The 15,246-nt window shown below is 70.0% G+C and carries 17 protein-coding genes; 9 read left to right on the forward strand and 8 right to left on the reverse strand.

Annotation, left to right across the window (positions count from 1 at the left end; genetic code table 11):
• The first annotated feature begins 19 nt into the window (after positions 1 to 19).
• Both ACWDUD_RS18615 and ACWDUD_RS18620 read left to right on the forward strand, forming a co-directional pair.
• Entirely contained in the window at positions 20 to 1,642 is a 1,623-nt protein-coding gene (locus ACWDUD_RS18615) for an FAD-binding oxidoreductase (protein WP_450110237.1), read from the forward strand.
• Positions 1,639 to 2,526 (forward strand): diacylglycerol kinase, encoded by an 888-nt coding sequence (locus tag ACWDUD_RS18620; protein WP_450110238.1) that lies wholly within the window; start codon positions 1,639 to 1,641, stop codon positions 2,524 to 2,526. The genes ACWDUD_RS18615 and ACWDUD_RS18620 overlap by 4 nt, the downstream gene beginning before the upstream one ends.
• Here the strand turns inward: ACWDUD_RS18620 and ACWDUD_RS18625 are convergent.
• Positions 2,523 to 3,239 (reverse strand): PIG-L deacetylase family protein, encoded by a 717-nt coding sequence (locus ACWDUD_RS18625; RefSeq protein ID WP_450110239.1) that lies wholly within the window; start codon positions 3,237 to 3,239, stop codon positions 2,523 to 2,525. The genes ACWDUD_RS18620 and ACWDUD_RS18625 overlap by 4 nt on opposite strands.
• 57 nt (positions 3,240 to 3,296) lie before the next feature.
• Between ACWDUD_RS18625 and ACWDUD_RS18630 the strand changes: the two genes are divergently transcribed.
• Both ACWDUD_RS18630 and ACWDUD_RS18635 read left to right on the forward strand, forming a co-directional pair.
• Positions 3,297 to 4,628, forward strand: a complete 1,332-nt coding sequence (locus tag ACWDUD_RS18630; RefSeq protein WP_450110240.1) for an alpha/beta hydrolase — start codon at positions 3,297 to 3,299, stop codon at positions 4,626 to 4,628.
• On the forward strand, positions 4,625 to 7,135 hold the full coding sequence (locus tag ACWDUD_RS18635; protein ID WP_450110241.1) for a bifunctional lysylphosphatidylglycerol flippase/synthetase MprF: 2,511 nt from the start codon (positions 4,625 to 4,627) through the stop codon (positions 7,133 to 7,135). The genes ACWDUD_RS18630 and ACWDUD_RS18635 overlap by 4 nt, the downstream gene beginning before the upstream one ends.
• Before the next feature lie 112 nt (positions 7,136 to 7,247).
• Here the strand turns inward: ACWDUD_RS18635 and ACWDUD_RS18640 are convergent, their stop codons facing one another.
• A complete protein-coding gene (locus ACWDUD_RS18640) occupies positions 7,248 to 7,421 on the reverse strand; it encodes a hypothetical protein (RefSeq protein WP_197252582.1) in 174 nt (57 codons plus the stop codon).
• A gap of 229 nt (positions 7,422 to 7,650) precedes the next feature.
• On the opposite strand from ACWDUD_RS18640, the gene ACWDUD_RS18645 reads away from it, so the two are divergent.
• The 3 genes from ACWDUD_RS18645 to ACWDUD_RS18655 are packed head-to-tail and all read left to right on the forward strand — an operon-like array spanning position 7,651 to position 9,543.
• On the forward strand, positions 7,651 to 8,247 hold the full coding sequence (locus ACWDUD_RS18645) for a biotin transporter BioY (protein ID WP_197252581.1): 597 nt from the start codon (positions 7,651 to 7,653) through the stop codon (positions 8,245 to 8,247).
• 10 nt (positions 8,248 to 8,257) lie between these two features.
• On the forward strand, positions 8,258 to 8,941 hold the full coding sequence (locus ACWDUD_RS18650) for an energy-coupling factor ABC transporter ATP-binding protein (RefSeq protein ID WP_450110242.1): 684 nt from the start codon (positions 8,258 to 8,260) through the stop codon (positions 8,939 to 8,941).
• On the forward strand, positions 8,938 to 9,543 hold the full coding sequence (locus tag ACWDUD_RS18655) for an energy-coupling factor transporter transmembrane component T family protein (RefSeq protein WP_248674734.1): 606 nt from the start codon (positions 8,938 to 8,940) through the stop codon (positions 9,541 to 9,543). The genes ACWDUD_RS18650 and ACWDUD_RS18655 overlap by 4 nt, the downstream gene beginning before the upstream one ends.
• Positions 9,544 to 9,552: 9 nt before the next feature.
• On the opposite strand, the gene pspM is transcribed toward ACWDUD_RS18655, so the two are convergent.
• From pspM to pgsA, 5 genes are all read right to left on the reverse strand, one after another.
• Positions 9,553 to 10,362, reverse strand: coding sequence for a phage shock envelope stress response protein PspM (gene pspM, locus ACWDUD_RS18660; protein ID WP_450110243.1), 810 nt, complete (start codon positions 10,360 to 10,362; stop codon positions 9,553 to 9,555).
• 24 nt (positions 10,363 to 10,386) lie between these two features.
• A complete protein-coding gene (locus ACWDUD_RS18665; protein ID WP_197255285.1) occupies positions 10,387 to 11,202 on the reverse strand; it encodes a PspA/IM30 family protein in 816 nt (271 codons plus the stop codon).
• A 201-nt stretch (positions 11,203 to 11,403) separates the two neighbouring features.
• The gene (locus ACWDUD_RS18670; protein WP_197255288.1) at positions 11,404 to 11,793 is read right to left on the reverse strand and encodes a helix-turn-helix domain-containing protein; all 390 of its coding nucleotides are present in this window, start codon (positions 11,791 to 11,793) and stop codon (positions 11,404 to 11,406) included.
• Between the two features lie 103 nt (positions 11,794 to 11,896).
• A complete protein-coding gene (locus ACWDUD_RS18675) occupies positions 11,897 to 12,406 on the reverse strand; it encodes a CinA family protein (RefSeq protein WP_450110244.1) in 510 nt (169 codons plus the stop codon).
• Positions 12,407 to 13,099, reverse strand: coding sequence for a CDP-diacylglycerol--glycerol-3-phosphate 3-phosphatidyltransferase (gene pgsA, locus ACWDUD_RS18680; protein ID WP_197255290.1), 693 nt, complete (start codon positions 13,097 to 13,099; stop codon positions 12,407 to 12,409).
• Positions 13,100 to 13,249: 150 nt separating this feature from the next.
• Here pgsA and ACWDUD_RS18685 point away from each other — a divergent pair, with 150 nt between their 5' ends.
• Together ACWDUD_RS18685 and ACWDUD_RS18690 are read left to right on the forward strand one after the other, a co-directional pair.
• Positions 13,250 to 13,777, forward strand: coding sequence for an amino-acid N-acetyltransferase (locus tag ACWDUD_RS18685; protein ID WP_197255292.1), 528 nt, complete (start codon positions 13,250 to 13,252; stop codon positions 13,775 to 13,777).
• A gap of 40 nt (positions 13,778 to 13,817) precedes the next feature.
• Complete coding sequence (locus ACWDUD_RS18690; protein WP_197255294.1) at positions 13,818 to 14,102, forward strand: YciI family protein; 285 nt, start codon at positions 13,818 to 13,820, stop codon at positions 14,100 to 14,102.
• Between the two features lie 3 nt (positions 14,103 to 14,105).
• On the opposite strand, the gene ACWDUD_RS18695 is transcribed toward ACWDUD_RS18690, so the two are convergent.
• Positions 14,106 to 15,122, reverse strand: coding sequence for a TerC family protein (locus ACWDUD_RS18695; RefSeq protein WP_197255296.1), 1,017 nt, complete (start codon positions 15,120 to 15,122; stop codon positions 14,106 to 14,108).
• Positions 15,123 to 15,246: the final 124 nt, after the last annotated feature.

The following is a 15,246-nucleotide window of genomic DNA, read 5'->3' on the forward strand; positions in this document are numbered from 1 at the left end:
GTATGTAAAACTGTAACCCATGAACGCGCCTTTCACCCCGCAACATCCCGACGAAGCGCCGACGATGGCGTGGGACGCGTGGGGAACCGAGGACCGCCGCATCGAGCTCTCCGCGCGGGTCCTCGACCTGCTCGAACAGGCACTCGGCGTCGACACCGGACGCGACCGCGTTCTCCCCGAAGCCGACGTGCGACTGAGTCCGGGCCGGCTGCGCCCCGAACACCGCGACGAACTCGCCCGGATCGTCGGCCGAGACCACTTCGCCGACGACGACCGGACGCGGCTGCGGCACGCGGGCGGCAAGAGCACCCTCGACCTTCTGCGCCGACACAGCCGCGCCGAGCAGGACGCGCCGGATGCGGTGCTGTTCCCGGGCAGCCACGAGGAGGTCGTCGCCGTGCTCTCCTACTGCTCGACGGAGGCGATCGCGGTGGTCCCGTTCGGCGGCGGCACCAGCGTCGTCGGCGGCGTCGATCCGGTGCGGGGGCGGTTCGAAGCGGTGGTCACGGTCGATCTGCGCCGCCTGACCGCGCTGACGAGCCTCGATCCGGTGTCCGGTCTGGCGACCCTGCAGGCCGGCGCGACCGGACCGCAGACCGAACAGTTGCTGGCCGCGCACGGCTTCTCGCTCGGCCACTTCCCCCAGAGTTACCGGCACGCGACTCTCGGCGGCTTCGCGGTCACCCGCTCGGCGGGCCAGGCGTCGGCCGGCTACGGGCGGTTCGAGGACATGGTCGACCATCTCGTCGTCGCCACCCCGCGCGGCACACTGCGCGCCGGACGGGCGCCGGCGTCCGCGGCCGGTCCCGACCTGCGCCGGTTGTTCCTCGGCTCGGAGGGCACGCTCGGCATCGTCACCGAGGTGGGGGTGCGCATTCACCCCGTGCCCGCGACCACCGCGTTCCGGGCGTGGTCGTTTCCCGATTTCGCGACCGGCGCGGCGGCATTGCGCACACTCGCCCGGACCGGCGCCCTGCCGACGGTGCTCCGACTGTCGGACGAGGCCGAAACCGGCATGAATCTCGCACTGCACGAGCACATCGGCGGTGACGCTCCCGGCGGCTGCCTCGCCGTGACCACCGTCGAGGGCAGCGAAGCGCACGTGCGGGCCCGTGCCGCCGAGGTCGCGGCGCTGCTCGCGGCGTCCGGCGGAACCGATCTGGGCGACGGTCCGGCCCGCGCCTGGCAGCACGGCCGGTTCGACGCACCGTATCTGCGCGACGCCCTGCTGCGGGTCGGGGCGCTCGCCGAAACCCTCGAGACCGCGACGACCTGGTCCAACCTGCTGTCCCTGCGCGCCGCCGTCACCGAGGCGCTCACCGCGGACCTGACCGCGCAGGGCACACCGCCGCTGGTGATGTGCCACATCTCCCACACCTATCCGACCGGCGCTTCGCTGTATTTCACGGTGGTGTGCGCCCAGTCCGACGACCCGATCGCGCAGTGGTCGCGGGCCAAGCACGCCGCGGGCGACGCGATCGTCGCGGCGGGCGGCACCATCACCCATCACCACGCGGTCGGTCGCGACCACCTGCCGTGGCTGGAAGCGGAAGTCGGCGATCTGGGACTCGACGTACTCGCCGCGGTGAAGAACGCGATCGACCCTCGCGGAATCCTCAATCCTGGGAAGCTGATCGGGTGACCGGCACCGTCACCGCACTCACGAATCCGGCCGCCCGCGACCGGCGGTCCGCACACGTCCGCGCCGCAGCCGTGCACCGGCTGCGCGAGCGCGGGTTCGTCGTCACCGAGATCGCCGGCGAATCCCCCGCCGAATCCTCGGAACTGGCCGCGCGGGCCGTCGCGGACGGCACCGACGCGCTGGTGGTGATCGGCGGCGATGGCCTGGTGTTCCTGGCGTGGCAAGCGGTGGCCGGCACCGGAATTCCGCTCGGCATCGTACCGGCGGGCACCGGCAACGACCACGCGCGGGCGCTCGGCATCCCCACCGATCCCGTCGCGGCCGCCGACGTGATCGTCGGCGGCCGTACCCGGACGATCGACCTCGGGCGTGCGACGCCCGTCGGGCTCCGGCCGCTGTGGTTCGGCACGGTGCTCGCCAGCGGATTCGATTCTCTGGTCACCGATCGCGCGAATCGGATGCGGTGGCCACGCGGGCACCTGCGCTACAACGCGGCGACCGTGGCCGAACTCGCGAACCTGCGCCTGCTTCCCTATCGAATCACCTTGGACGGCAACACCTTCGACACCGAAGCCACGATGGTGTCGGTGGGCAACGCGTCGAGTTACGGCGGCGGGATGCGGATCGCACCGAACGCGCGGCTCGACGACGGACTGTTCGACGTGGTCGTGGTGACCTCCGCGAGCCGGTCGCGGCTGCTGCGCCTGTTCCCGACGGTCTACCGCGGCACCCACGTCGACCTCGACGAGGTGACGGTGTACCGGGCGCGGTCGGTGCGGCTCGACTGCCCCGGCATCACCGCCTACGCCGACGGCGAGCGCGTCGGACCCCTGCCCGTCGACATCGAGGCCGTGCCCGACGCCGGCTGCGTATTCGTTCCCTAGCCGAACGTGTACAGCTCGAATCCGGCGGCGTGGGTGGCGTCGAACCCGGGCAGCGGCCCCGACGCCATCGTCACCTGAGCCTGCGCCTGTTCCTCGACGGGCACATCGCTCAATGCCTCGAGGTAACGCCGGTGCGCGGCAAGCGAGGCCACCGCGACCTCGACCGTGTCGGTGACGTCCACCGCGTGCGTCGGCATCGTGGTGTTGACGGCGACCCATCGCACCCCGGTCCACGGTTCGAGTCCCTGTTCGGTCAGCTCCGGGAAGATCCACTCGTTGGCGGCGTCGGAGACCGCGTCGAGCACGCTGAGCCCCAGCGCACGATGGTCGGCGCTGTTGAGAACCCCCGGGAACCAGGTGAGCCCAAAATTGCCGGTGACCACCATGTGCGGGCGGTGCCGCCGGATCGCGGCGGCGAGGTCGCGGCGCAGATCCGGTCCGGCGACGAGTGTGCCGTCGCGGTGACCGAGGAACTCGACCTGCTCGACACCGACGATCCGCGCCGATTCCCGTTCCTCCGCTTCGCGCAGCGGCCCGCACTCCTCCGGAGGCAGGCCGGCGATGCCCGCTTCGCCGCTGGTGGCCAGCACGTAGCGAATGTCCTTGCCCTGCCGGGTCCATCGCGCGACCGCCGCGGCCGCGCCGTATTCGATGTCGTCGGGATGCGCCGCGATCACCAGTCCGCGTTCCCAGTCCTCCGGTACCGATTCCATACGACCACTATCTGCGATGACGGTTCGGTGCGGGGGCACTCGCGCATACTGATGATCATGTCCTGGTCCGGTATCGCCGATGCGATGCTCGACGTACAGCTGATCACCACCGCGGCGGCCGTGACGTTCTGGTGTCTGACCGTGGTCGGGATCGCGGTACTCGTGGCGCGCAGGAGTCGACGCTGGACCGTCGTCGGCATCCCCGGCGCGATCGCGGCGACACTGGTTCTGGTCGGACTCGCGGCGCTGCTGATCGAGAAGGTGTGGCGACCGTTCCCGGACCCCTTGCCCCACGCCGTGTACGCATGGTCCGCGACCGCCGTCCTGGCCGTCGCGCTGCTGATCGGCCGATGGCTGTTCCGGCGCCGGGAGCGCCGTCACATCCCGGTTGCGGTGGGCCTCGTCGTCGCGGCGGCACTGGTCGCCACCGCGGCGGCCGGCCAGATCAACCTCGTCTTCGACGCCTATCCGACCGTGCGATCCGCACTGGGCCTGTCCGTGTTCCGCACCGTTCCGCTCACCGAAGCGCAGGCCCGCACCGCGACGACCGTCACGGGCACGCCACTCTCGGCGCAGTGGTCACCACCGCCCGACATGCCTTCCACCGGTGCCGTGGTGTCTGCACCGATCCCCGCCGCAACGTCCGGGTTCCCCGCACGTGAAGCGCGGATCTACCTGCCCCCGGCCTATTTCACCGATCCCCGGCCCGAACTTCCGGTTCTGGTCCTGCTGGCGGGACAACCCGGCAGCCCGGACGACTGGCTGGTCGGCGGCAGGCTGACACAGACGATGGACGCGTTCGCCGCGCAACACGACGGGCTCGCACCCGTGGTCGTGGTCGCGGACGGCACCGGCGGGCAGTTCGCCAATCCGCTGTGCATGGATTCGCGGCTGGGCAACGCCGCGTCGTACCTGACCGTGGACGTGCCCGCCTGGGTGAAGCAGAACCTGCAGATCGACGAGGATCCACGGGCGTGGGCGATCGGCGGGTTGTCCTACGGCGGTACCTGCGCGCTGCAGCTCGCGACCGTCCGGCCGGACGTGTATCCGACCTTCCTCGACATCTCCGGACAGGCCGAGCCCACCCTCGGTGATCGCGCCCGCACCGTGCAGGAGGCGTTCGGCGGCGACGACGCGGCCTTCGCCCGCAACAACCCGGCGGATCTGCTTGCGCACAACCGCTATCCGGACAGCGCGGGCGCGTTCGTGGTGGGTCTCGACGACCGCGAGTACCGTGCGGGTGTCGAGCAGCTCACCGCCGCGGCGCGCGCGGCCGGTATGGACGTGCACTTGACGGAACTACCAGGGGGACACACCTTTTCGCTGTGGTCCGCCGCACTGGAGGAGGAGCTGCCGTGGCTGAGCCGGCGACTGGGTCTCACCTCGTGACCGCGCGGGGGGTGCTCGACGGGCCCGCAGGGCGCGCGGCGACTGCGCTGCGCCGCGCGCCGGTTTCCCTCGTCCTGCTGGCCGCGTTGTGGGCGCTCGGAATCCTGACCGGCTCCCTCCGGCACGGACCGTCCCCCGATCTCGCGCGATGGGTGTCGTCGGGGGTGGCGAGCTTCGAAAGCGGACACGTGTGGGTGCTGTGGACCTCGGGCCTGTTCGCGTCCGGCATCGTCGAGTACCTGCTGGTGACCGTCGTGATCCTGGCGGTGGCGGTGCCGACGGAGAATCGCATCGGCAGCGTGCCGTTCGCAGGTGCCGCGGTCGTGACGCAGGGCATCGGTTCGGCGCTGGCGCTGCTGATCGCGTGGGCGGCGTCGACCGTCCCCAACACGTGGGGCCTCGAACTGCACGGTCATGTGATCGAGGATCCACTCCCCTGGGTCCTGGGTACGTTGCTCGCGTCGACCGCGGTGATGAACACCCTGTGGCGGCGACGGATCCGGACGCTCGTGCTGGTGTTCCTGGTGACGGCCGCGCTGTTCGCCGGGCACCTGCAGGACGTGACGCGGCTGTGCGCGGCGGTGGCGGGCGTGCTGCTGGGGCCGTGGCTGTGCGGACGCTCCGCGCGGGGCCCGGCACTCGGCGGCACCGTCCGCGAGCAGCGCACGCTGGTCGCGCTGGTCGTGGCCGCGAGCGTGCTCGGTCCCGTGCTGGCCGCGTTCTCGCCGCACGCGATCGGGCCGCTCTCGGCGCTGCGGATGCTGTTCGACCAGGTTCCCTATTCGGCCCGCGAACTGGTGGACGTGTGTGCCGACCCGGCGCTGCACGCCGAATGCCGCAAGGGACAGCAGGCGCTGCGGCTGTCCGGACTCGGACCGCTCGTGCTGAATCTGATGCCGTCGATCGTGCTGCTCGTCTCCGCGGAGGGGCTGCGCCGGGGACGACGCGCCGGGTGGCTGCTGTCGGTGTGGGCGCACGTCGCACTGATCGCGGTGGCCGCCGCGAGCTTCGTCGCCGAGACCACCGAGCAGGACGCGACCCGGTCGTTGCTGTACGGGCAGCATCGGCACAGCTCGGTGTACATGGAACTGGCCCCGCTGCTGGCGCTGGTCGCGATCCTCGTGCTGCTGCTGGGGAGCCGACGACTGTTCCAGGTCCGTGCCCCACGCGGCACCTATGCCCCCGTGTGGTTGGGCACACTCGGCGCCGTCGTGGTCGCCGCACTCGTCTACGTCGGCGCCGGATCGCTGCTCGCCGACGGCTTCGATCGCGATCCGGGAGCATGGACCCTGCTGCGGGACATGCCGCGGCGGCTGATCCCGCCGGTCTATCTCCAGCTGTTCGAACCGCCCGTGCTGCCGCTCACGTCCGCCGCGACCCTGCTGTTCGAGTGGGTCGGCGTCCTGGTGTGGGCGGTGTTCTGCGGACTGATGCTGCGCAGTTTCCAGGTGCCGGCGCTCGGCTACGACGCCGACGCGCAGCGACGCGTCCGCGAACTGCTGCACTCGCCCGGCGGATCGTCCCTGTCGTGGATGACCACCTGGGGCGGCAACCACTACTGGTTCTCCTCCGACGGCAGGCACGCCGTCGCCTACCGGGTGCACTCCGGTGTCGCGCTCACCACCGGCGACCCGATCGGCGACCGCGACACCCTCGTCGCCGCCGTCGACGAGTTCGCCTCGTACTGCGCCGAGAACGGCTGGACCCCGTGCCTGTACTCGGTCGGCGAGCCCACCGCGGCCATCGCCCGCGAGCACGGCTGGACGTGCCTGCAGGTCGCCGAGGAAACCGTGATCCGGCTCGAAGGGCTGGCCTTCTCCGGCAAGAAGTTCCAGGACGTGCGCACCGCCCTCAACCGAGCCCGCAAGGACGGCGTCACCGCCGAATGGACGAGCCTGCACGACGCGCCGCTGGCCGTCGTCGAGCAGATCGTGGCGATCTCCGAGGAATGGGTCGCCGACAAGGGCCTGCCGGAGATGGGGTTCACGCTCGGCGGTCTCGAGGAACTCCGCGACCCCGAGGTCCGGCTGCTGCTCGCGATCGACGGCGACCGGCACGTCCACGCCATCACCTCGTGGATGCCGGTCTACCGCGACGGCACCGCCGTCGCGCTGACCCTCGACTTCATGCGGCGTCGCTCCGACGGTTTCCGCCCGTCGATGGAGTTCCTCATCGCGTCGGCCGCGTTGTCCGCCCAGGAGGAGGGACTCGAGTACCTGAGCCTGTCCGGTGCGCCCCTGGCCGCGGCCGGGCGGACCGACGCGGTGGACCGCACGGCACTCGACGCGCTGCTCGAGATGCTCGGGCGCACCCTCGAACCGGTCTACGGGTTCCGGTCGCTGCTCGCGTTCAAGTCCAAGTTCCGGCCCGAGTACCGGCCCCTGTACATGGTCTTCCCGGATCCCGCCGCGCTGCCCGCGATCGGCGTCGCGGTCGGACGCGCCTACCTTCCCGACGTCTCACTCGGGCAAGGGCGGCGCCTGCTCACCCGGTTGCTGCGCAGGTGACAGGCGCGGACCGCTGTGGACGACAGGCGCGGAGCGCCGTGGACGACAGGCGCGGAGCGCCGTGGACGACAGGCGCGGAGCGCCGTGGACGACAGGCGCGGAGCGCCGTGGATCAGACCTTCATGATGTCGTCGTGCTTGTCACCCGCGATCGCCTTGTAGATCAGATATCCGCCGAAGATGATCGCGCTCACCACGAGAATCCCGAACAAGTGCTCGAACAGGGCGCCGAACAACGCCAGGCCGATCCACACCAGCGCCACCACACCCACGATCTTCCAGAACATCGCCTTCTCCTGACTCGATTGGCATATCTCACTGCCGTACACCACGATCCTGACAGTCCCGGACCGGAAAAACACCAGGTCAGACCACAAATCAGGGAAAGATGGGGGGAATCCCCGAGCCGCCGGCCGCCACGTCGGGGTCGCTCCCGGAGCGGGGTGGTGACGCACAGCACGCACAAGGCACATAGGCTCGACGCGTTCCCACCCATGTGAAGAAGGCTGAGAAATCGTGTCGTCGACCCGTCGCATTCCCGCCCGCGACCTGGCGCAGATCGCCGTGTTCGCTGCTCTGATCATCGCGCTCGGGCTTCCCGGGCAGATCACCATCGGATCGTCGGGCGTGCCGATCACGCTGCAGACCCTCGGAGTGATGCTCGCCGGCGCACTGCTCGGTGCCCGCAAGGGTGTGCTGTCCGTCGCGACGGTCATCGTGTTGGGTCTTGCGCTTCCCGTGCTCGCCGGCGGTCGCACGACCCTCACGTCCCTGGCCTCCCCCACCGCCGGCTTCCTGATCGGCTGGATTCCCGCCGTCGCGGTCATCGGCTGGCTGTCCGCGCGGATGCTGCCGCGCTACCGGGTGGTGCCCGGTGTCGCGATCAACGTGCTGGGCGGGATCGTGGTGCTGTACGCCTTCGGCATCGCCGGGATGCTGCTGCGCACCGACCTGACCTTCTGGGCCGCGCTGAGCGCCAACGTGACGTTCCTGCCCGGCGACCTGCTCAAGGCCGTCGTCGCAGCCGCCGTTGCGGCGCAGGTGCACCGCGCCTACCCCGGCCTGATCGCGTCGCGTGTGGCGGCGAAGCCCGCCGGCGACCTCGCCCACTGACCGTCCGTCGATGAGCGAGATCCGCTTCGATTCGGTCCGGCACGCCTACGGCGAACGGGTCGTGCTCGACGGCATCGACGTGATCCTCACCGAAAGGCGGATCGGGATCGTCGGGGCCAACGGCAGCGGCAAATCGACGCTGGCCCGCATGATCAACGGTCTCGTCGTTCCCACCTCCGGCACGGTCACCGTCGACGGTCTGGACACCGCACGCAAGGGCCGCGAGGTGCGGCGACGCGTCGGATTCGTGTTCACCGATCCCGACCACCAGATCGTCATGCCGACCGTCGCCGAGGACGTGGACTTCTCGTTGCGGCGCAGCGGACTCGGCAAAGCCGAACGCGCCGAACGGGTCCGGCGGGTCCTCGGCGACTTCGGCCTCGGCGGGCACCACGACCACCCCAGCCACCTGCTGTCGGGAGGCCAGAAGCAGATGCTGGCGCTGGCCGCGATCATGGTCACCGACCCGCAGGTCCTCGTCGCGGACGAGCCGACCACCCTGCTCGATCTCCGCAATACGAGGCTGATCTCGCAGACGTTCGCGAACCTCGAACAGCAGTTGATCGTCGTGACCCACCAACTGGACCTGCTCGCCGACTTCGATCGGGTGCTCGTCGTCGACGGCGGCCGGATCGTCGCCGACGACGCGCCCGGCCCGGCCGTCGACTTCTACCGGACCCTGGTCGCATCATGACGACGCTGGGCCTCTACCACCCGGCGACCACGCCGCTGCACCGCCTCCCGGCCGGACCGAAGCTCGTCGTCACCGCGGCGGCCATCGTCGCGCTGACGTTGTGGATCGACCGGCCGTGGCAGGTGCTGCCCGTCGCCGCCGCCGTGGCCGGGCTCTACGCCATGGCGCGGATTCCGGTCCGGCTCGCCGTCGTCCAGTTGCGTCCGTTGCTGTGGATGCTCGCGTTCATCGGTGTGTTCCAGGTCGTGGTCGCGGGCTGGGAACGCGCGGTGGTGGTGTGCGGTTCGCTGCTGCTCGCGGTCGCGCTCGCGGCGCTGGTGACGCTCACGACCCGCGTGACGGACATGCTGGACGCGATCGTTGCGGGCCTGGGGCCGTTGCGCCGGGTCGGTGTGAATCCGGAGCGGATCGGCCTCGTGCTGGTCATGACCATCCGCTGCATCCCCCTGCTCGGTGAGCTGGTGACACAGGTGAGCGACGCGCGCAAGGCCCGCGGCCTGGGCTTCTCGTTGCGCGCCCTGGTGGTTCCGGTCGTCGTGGGCGCCCTGCGGTCCGCGGATGCGATGGGCGAAGCACTCTCCGCGCGGGGCGTGGACGACTAGGCGTAGTTCCTAGGGCCGGAACCGCTGCTGGATCCGGTCGACGTCCTGCCACGACTGGGCCCAGCCCTCGAGGCGATCGGACGCGGAGATCAATTCGGCGCGCTGCTGCTCGAGCACGGCCATGGGCCGGCTGCCCTCGGGCGCCCCGGCGAGCCGCGCGGCGGCCGCCACGAGTTCCTCGAACTGATCGACACCGGTCTCGAGACGGTGACCGGCCGCGGCGAGCGCCGGTCCGAGCTGCGCCGCGGCCGCGGCGCTCCCACGTGCTGCGGATTCGAGCGCGACGACGTCGACCGCGACGGCCTCGAGCGCGGACGACGCGGCCCGAGCGGCCTCGCCGATCTCGTCGAGATCCTCGGCGACGACCGCCTGGGACCGGGCGAGGACCCCGAGCAGATGCGCCAGGCTCCGCTCGTTGCTGGCCAGTCGCGCCATGGGTGCGCGTGCGACGGAACCGTCCGGCGGCAACGCGCGCCGACGCGGAGGAGCCGGCGGGATGGGCACCGCATCGAGGCGTCGCACCTTCCGTACCGCCAGAACCGCGGGAACCGCGAGCGCCGCGGTGGTGCCGCCGGTCGCGACGATCGTCCAGTCCGGGGCGGACGCGGCGACCAGCGTGGCGGTGCCGACGCCCCACATGCCGGTGGCGGCCCCGAAGATTCGGGCTCTGCGGCGGGCCCGCCGCTTCTTCCGCCGCAGCCGGGCGGACGGATCACGCCAGCGGCGCGCCGCTTCGACGACACCGTCGGCGGCTTCCCTGAGCGCGGCAACGGCCGGGGCGGGAACGTTCCCGACCCGGCCGTTGCCCGGAGTGCTCATGTCTGGATCACATCCGACTGTCGACTACTGCGTTCCCGCTGCACCGGCGGCCGGCGGTTCCTTCGCGGTGTTCACGGCCGGCGTGGAGGTACCGGCGGCACCACCGGGGAGCGCCTCGCCCTTCATCGATGCGCGGATCTGCTCGAGCCGGCTGTGCCCGGCCATCTGGATCGTCGCCTGCTGGACCTCGAGCATGCGGCCCTGCACCGAATTCTGGGCGAGCTCGGCCGAGCCCAAGGCGTCGGCGTAACGCCGCTCGATCTTCTCGCGCACGGCGTCGAGGCTCGGGGTGGTGCCGGGAGCCGACAGGGTCGAGTCCATCGAGCGCAGCGACTCGCTGACCCGTTCCTGCATCTTCGCCTGCTCGAGCTGGCTGAGCAGCTTGGTGCGCTCGGCGACCTTCTGCTGCAGGGCCATCGCGTTCTGCTCGACGGCCTTCTTCGCCTGCGCCGCGGCCTGCAGCGACTGGTCGTGCAGCACCTTGAGGTCCTCGACGGACTGCTCGGCGGTCACGAGCTGGGCCGCAAACGCCTCGGCGGCGTTCGTGTACTGGATGGCCTTCTCGGTGTCGCCGGCGGCGGTGGCCTGGTCGGCCATGAGCACGGCCTGACGGGCACTGGCGTTGAGCTTCTCGACCTCGTCCAGCTGACGGTTGAGCTTCATCTCGAGCTGCCGCTGGTTGCCGATGACGGACGCAGCCTGCTGGGACAGGGCCTGGTGCTGACGCTGGGCATCCTCGATCGCCTGCTGAATCTGGACCTTCGGATCGGCCTTCTCATCGATCTTGGAGTTGAAAAGCGCCATGAGGTACTTCCAACCCTTGACGAACGGATTAGCCATGGGTGTGATCCTGCCTCCATCTGGTACGCCGCGCCGAACGCGACCCGGTGCGCGGCCCTCGCGCACCGATTCGGACCGCCGCACCTTCACCGTTCATCGGGCGGTCCCACCTGTCGTGTCCCGGGCCACCCCCCGGTGGTGACCCGAAAAAGTCTGTCGCTTTCGTCCGCATCCGGCAAGCCGGCGCGGTCGTGATCCATGTTAGGCGGCAGCCAGCGCCCGCGTCGCAGGTGGCGGAATCACCACGCGGGTGTCCTGCGCAATTCGCGCGGCCGGATCCCCGGCAGGACCGTGGACGGCCACCCCGGAATCGAGGGGTGCCGCCGCAGCGGCATCCTTCCGATCGCGATGCGGTGCCGCATCCGCCAGCGACTCGCTGACGTCGAACAGCACGTCGGACAGCGGCACCTCGAGCGCGTCGCAGATTGCCGCGAGGAGTTCGCTCGACGCTTCCTTGCGTCCGCGTTCGATCTCCGAGAGGTAGCCGAGGCTGACCCGCGCACTGCTCGACACCTCGCGCAGAGTGCGACTCTGCGACACACGGGTGCGCCGAAGGCTGTCACCGATTGCCTCACGCAACAACAGAGCCATCGCGTCCTCCTCGTCCGTCGTGCCTTATCCCGGACAACGCGTAACCGCGCCGCCGGGTTCCCGCGGTCGCGACACCGTGCACCGAAACCGCGGTGAGCAGACACTACAACGCCGAGTCCGATGTCAGGCGCCCGAGTAGCCCCGACACGGCGGCGTCCACCGCACCGAGCCGGATGGACCATCGGTCGCCGTGCACCGCAGGGCATGTCACGGTGGTGCCGTCGGGGCCGCAGATCCCCAGAAAAAGGGTGCCCGGCGGGTGCCCGTCCTGATCGTCGGGGCCGGCGACCCCGGTCAGTCCGACACCCCACGTCGCACCGCAGCGTTCCGCAGCGCCCTCGGCGAGTGCTGCAGCGGTCGACTCGGCGACCGGACCGTCCCGCCCGAGGCGCTCGGTGTCGACGCCGGCAAGCGATGACTTCAGATCGGTCGCGTACACGACGAGACCACCGCGCAACACCGCGCTGGCTCCGGGCACACCGGCGATCGTGGCCGAGAGCAGGCCCGCAGTGAGCGATTCGGCGGTCGCGACGGTCTGCCCTCGCTCGACGAGGGCGGCAACGAGGTCTGCGGCCCGGGTGGCGGCGACGAGAGGATCCGGCGCGGCGGCCATCTACGCTTCGGCTCCGCCCAGGTCGTCGCGGTGATGCTGGTCGTCGCGGTGATGCTGGGCCTCCGTGCGGACGCCCGCGCGCAACCGTGCCGCCTGGACCACATAGTCGATGCCGGTACCGACGGTCAACAGCACTGCCAGCGCCATCAGCGCGACCGCGAACGGCATCACGGCGTCCGGCAAAGGCAGCAGGTACACCCCGATCGCGAGGGTCTGCACGAGAGTCTTGGCCTTGCCGCCGCGGCTGGCGGGGATCACCGCGTGCCGGAGCACCGCGAATCGCAGTGCCGTGATACCGAGTTCGCGGGCGGCGATGATTCCGGTCACCCACCAGGACAGGTCGCCGAGGACCGACAGGCCGACGAGTGCGGCACCGATCAGCGCCTTGTCCGCGATCGGGTCGGCGAGCTTGCCGAAATCCGTGACCAGACCTCGACGACGGGCGAGCTGACCGTCGACGCGATCGGTGATCGCGGCGATCGCGAACACCGCCGTGGCCGCGATGCGCCAACGGGTCTCGTGACCGTCGCCGACGAACAGCAGCACGAGGAACACCGGCACCAGCGCGATCCGCAGCATGGTGAGGATGTTCGCGATGTTCCACAGCGGCACCGGCTCGTGGGCGGTGCCGGCGTGCGGTCCCGGCGCGGCGCCGCTACCGGCCCCGGCGACATGGGGACGGGGCGTGCTCATGCGGACCTCCGGGTGCAACGTCGTGAAGTACCGGAAGTCGGCACAGGTCGGGCCGGTGGACGTAGTTCCCCCGGAATCTGGGATGAACTCGACGATCCGACCGGCACGTGACCCACAATATCGTTCCGAGCACCCGCTACTGTTCACCGCATGACTTCTCCGACGCCCGATCACGAACACGCCGACCGGATCATCGTGCGCCGTGCTCGAACGTCGGACGTTCCGGAGATCAAGCGTCTCATCGACATCTATGCAGGTCGCATCCTGCTCGAGAAGAACCTCGTGACCCTGTACGAGTCGGTGCAGGAGTTCTGGGTGGCCGAATCGGGTGGCGAGGTCATCGGCTGCGGCGCGCTGCACGTGCTGTGGGCGGATCTCGGCGAGGTGCGCACGGTCGCGGTGGATCCGCGGGTCAAGGGGCGCGGCGCCGGACATCTCGTGGTGGCCAAACTCATCGAGGTCGCGCGGGAACTCGAGCTCGACCGGCTCTTCGTGCTCACGTTCGAGGTGGAGTTCTTCGGCCGGCACGGATTCGCCGAGATCGAGGGCACCCCCGTCACCGCCGAGGTCTACGCCGAAATGTGCCGGTCGTACGATACCGGCGTCGCCGAGTTCCTGGATCTGAGCTACGTCAAACCCAACACACTCGGCAACACGCGGATGCTGCTCACGCTCTGAGCGGCTCCGGAGCACACCCCGAACCCGAAGCGAGGAACCCATGCCCCTGTTCGCCGTCGAATACACCTACTCCGACGCCACCGTCGCCGCACGCGACGAGCACCGCCCGACGCACCGCAGCTGGCTGAGCGACCTCGTCGACGCGGGCACGGTCGTGGCGACGGGCCCGTGGGTGGACGGTTCGGGCGCCCTGATCCTCATCGACGTCGCCGACGAGGCTGCCGCGCACGAACTGATGGCACAGGACCCGTTCGCGCAGCGCAACCTCGTCGACGCCGTCCGCATCACCGGTTGGCAGCCGGTGATGGGCGTGTTCAACGCCTGACGGTCACCGCACGTTCTCGGTTTCGGAGCTCTCCACGGCCTCGGCCTTCCGGGCGTCGCTGCGGTTCTTGAGCAGGCTCAGGACGGTCGTCACGACGAGCACCCCGATGATCACCGCCAACGACAGGCTCGTGGAGATCTCCGGGACCGCGACGTGCTCCCCGCCGTTGACGAACGGCAGCGTGTTCTCGTGCAGCGCGTGCAGCACAAGCTTGAGGCCGATGAACGCCAAGATGATCGACAGGCCGTACGACAGGTACACGAGGCGGTCCAGCAGGCCGCCGATGAGGAAGAACAGCTGACGCAGGCCCATCAGGGCGAACGCGTTCGCCGTGAACACCAGGTACGGCTCCTGGGTGAGGCCGTAGATCGCCGGGATGGAGTCGAGGGCGAACAGCACGTCGGCGAAGCCGATGGCGAGCAGCGCGAGCATGAGCGGCGTGACCATGCGCTTGCCGTCGATCCGGGTGACCAGACGGTCGCCGTCGTAGTGCTCGGTGGTGGGAACGACCTTGCGCACCAGCTTCACGATGCGGCCCTCGTCGGGCTTGGTGTCCTCGTCCTTGTTGTGGTCGATGATCAGCTTGACCGCGGTGTACAGCAGGAAGACGCCGAACAGGTAGAACACCCAGCTGTAGGCGTTGATCGCCGCGGCACCGACCGCGATGAACGCGCCGCGCATCGCCAGGGCCAGGACGATGCCGATGGTGAGCACCTTCTGCTGATATTCGCGGGGGATCGCGAAGGTCGCCATGATCACCACGAACACGAACAGGTTGTCGACCGACAGCGCCTTCTCGGTGACGTAGCCGGCGAAGTACTCGCCGCCGTACTGCGGTCCCCACAGCGCGAAGACCACGACGCCGAACAGGATCGCGATGCCGATGAAGACGGCGGACCAGAATCCGGATTCACGCAGCGAGGGGGCGTGCGGGGTACGGACGTGGGAGACGAAGTCGAACACGAAGAGCGCGGCGATGACCGCGATCGTGACGAGCCACACCAGGGGTGTCACATGCATGGGGCTGAATTCCTCCGGTAGACCTGGAAGGGCACCGGAGGTCTCTCCCGCCTGCACAGGTGCAGACCGACAGTCCCGGAGCGGCAACGCTGCCGTACGTGTTGACGGAACTGTCGCGGATCAC

It is taken from the genome of Rhodococcus sp. NPDC003382 (genome assembly GCF_053589135.1).

Coding starts and splice junctions, on each gene's coding strand:
- ACWDUD_RS18615 (WP_450110237.1), top strand. CDS start 20: ATGAACGCGCCTTTCACCCCGCAACATCCCGACGAAGCGCCGACGATG.
- ACWDUD_RS18625 (WP_450110239.1), bottom strand. CDS start 3,239: ATGGAATCGGTACCGGAGGACTGGGAACGCGGACTGGTGATCGCGGCG.
- ACWDUD_RS18630 (WP_450110240.1), top strand. CDS start 3,297: ATGTCCTGGTCCGGTATCGCCGATGCGATGCTCGACGTACAGCTGATC.
- ACWDUD_RS18640 (WP_197252582.1), bottom strand. CDS start 7,421: ATGTTCTGGAAGATCGTGGGTGTGGTGGCGCTGGTGTGGATCGGCCTG.
- ACWDUD_RS18650 (WP_450110242.1), top strand. CDS start 8,258: ATGAGCGAGATCCGCTTCGATTCGGTCCGGCACGCCTACGGCGAACGG.
- ACWDUD_RS18655 (WP_248674734.1), top strand. CDS start 8,938: ATGACGACGCTGGGCCTCTACCACCCGGCGACCACGCCGCTGCACCGC.
- pspM (WP_450110243.1), bottom strand. CDS start 10,362: ATGAGCACTCCGGGCAACGGCCGGGTCGGGAACGTTCCCGCCCCGGCC.
- ACWDUD_RS18665 (WP_197255285.1), bottom strand. CDS start 11,202: ATGGCTAATCCGTTCGTCAAGGGTTGGAAGTACCTCATGGCGCTTTTC.
- ACWDUD_RS18670 (WP_197255288.1), bottom strand. CDS start 11,793: ATGGCTCTGTTGTTGCGTGAGGCAATCGGTGACAGCCTTCGGCGCACC.
- ACWDUD_RS18675 (WP_450110244.1), bottom strand. CDS start 12,406: ATGGCCGCCGCGCCGGATCCTCTCGTCGCCGCCACCCGGGCCGCAGAC.
- pgsA (WP_197255290.1), bottom strand. CDS start 13,099: ATGAGCACGCCCCGTCCCCATGTCGCCGGGGCCGGTAGCGGCGCCGCG.
- ACWDUD_RS18685 (WP_197255292.1), top strand. CDS start 13,250: ATGACTTCTCCGACGCCCGATCACGAACACGCCGACCGGATCATCGTG.
- ACWDUD_RS18690 (WP_197255294.1), top strand. CDS start 13,818: ATGCCCCTGTTCGCCGTCGAATACACCTACTCCGACGCCACCGTCGCC.
- ACWDUD_RS18695 (WP_197255296.1), bottom strand. CDS start 15,122: ATGCATGTGACACCCCTGGTGTGGCTCGTCACGATCGCGGTCATCGCC.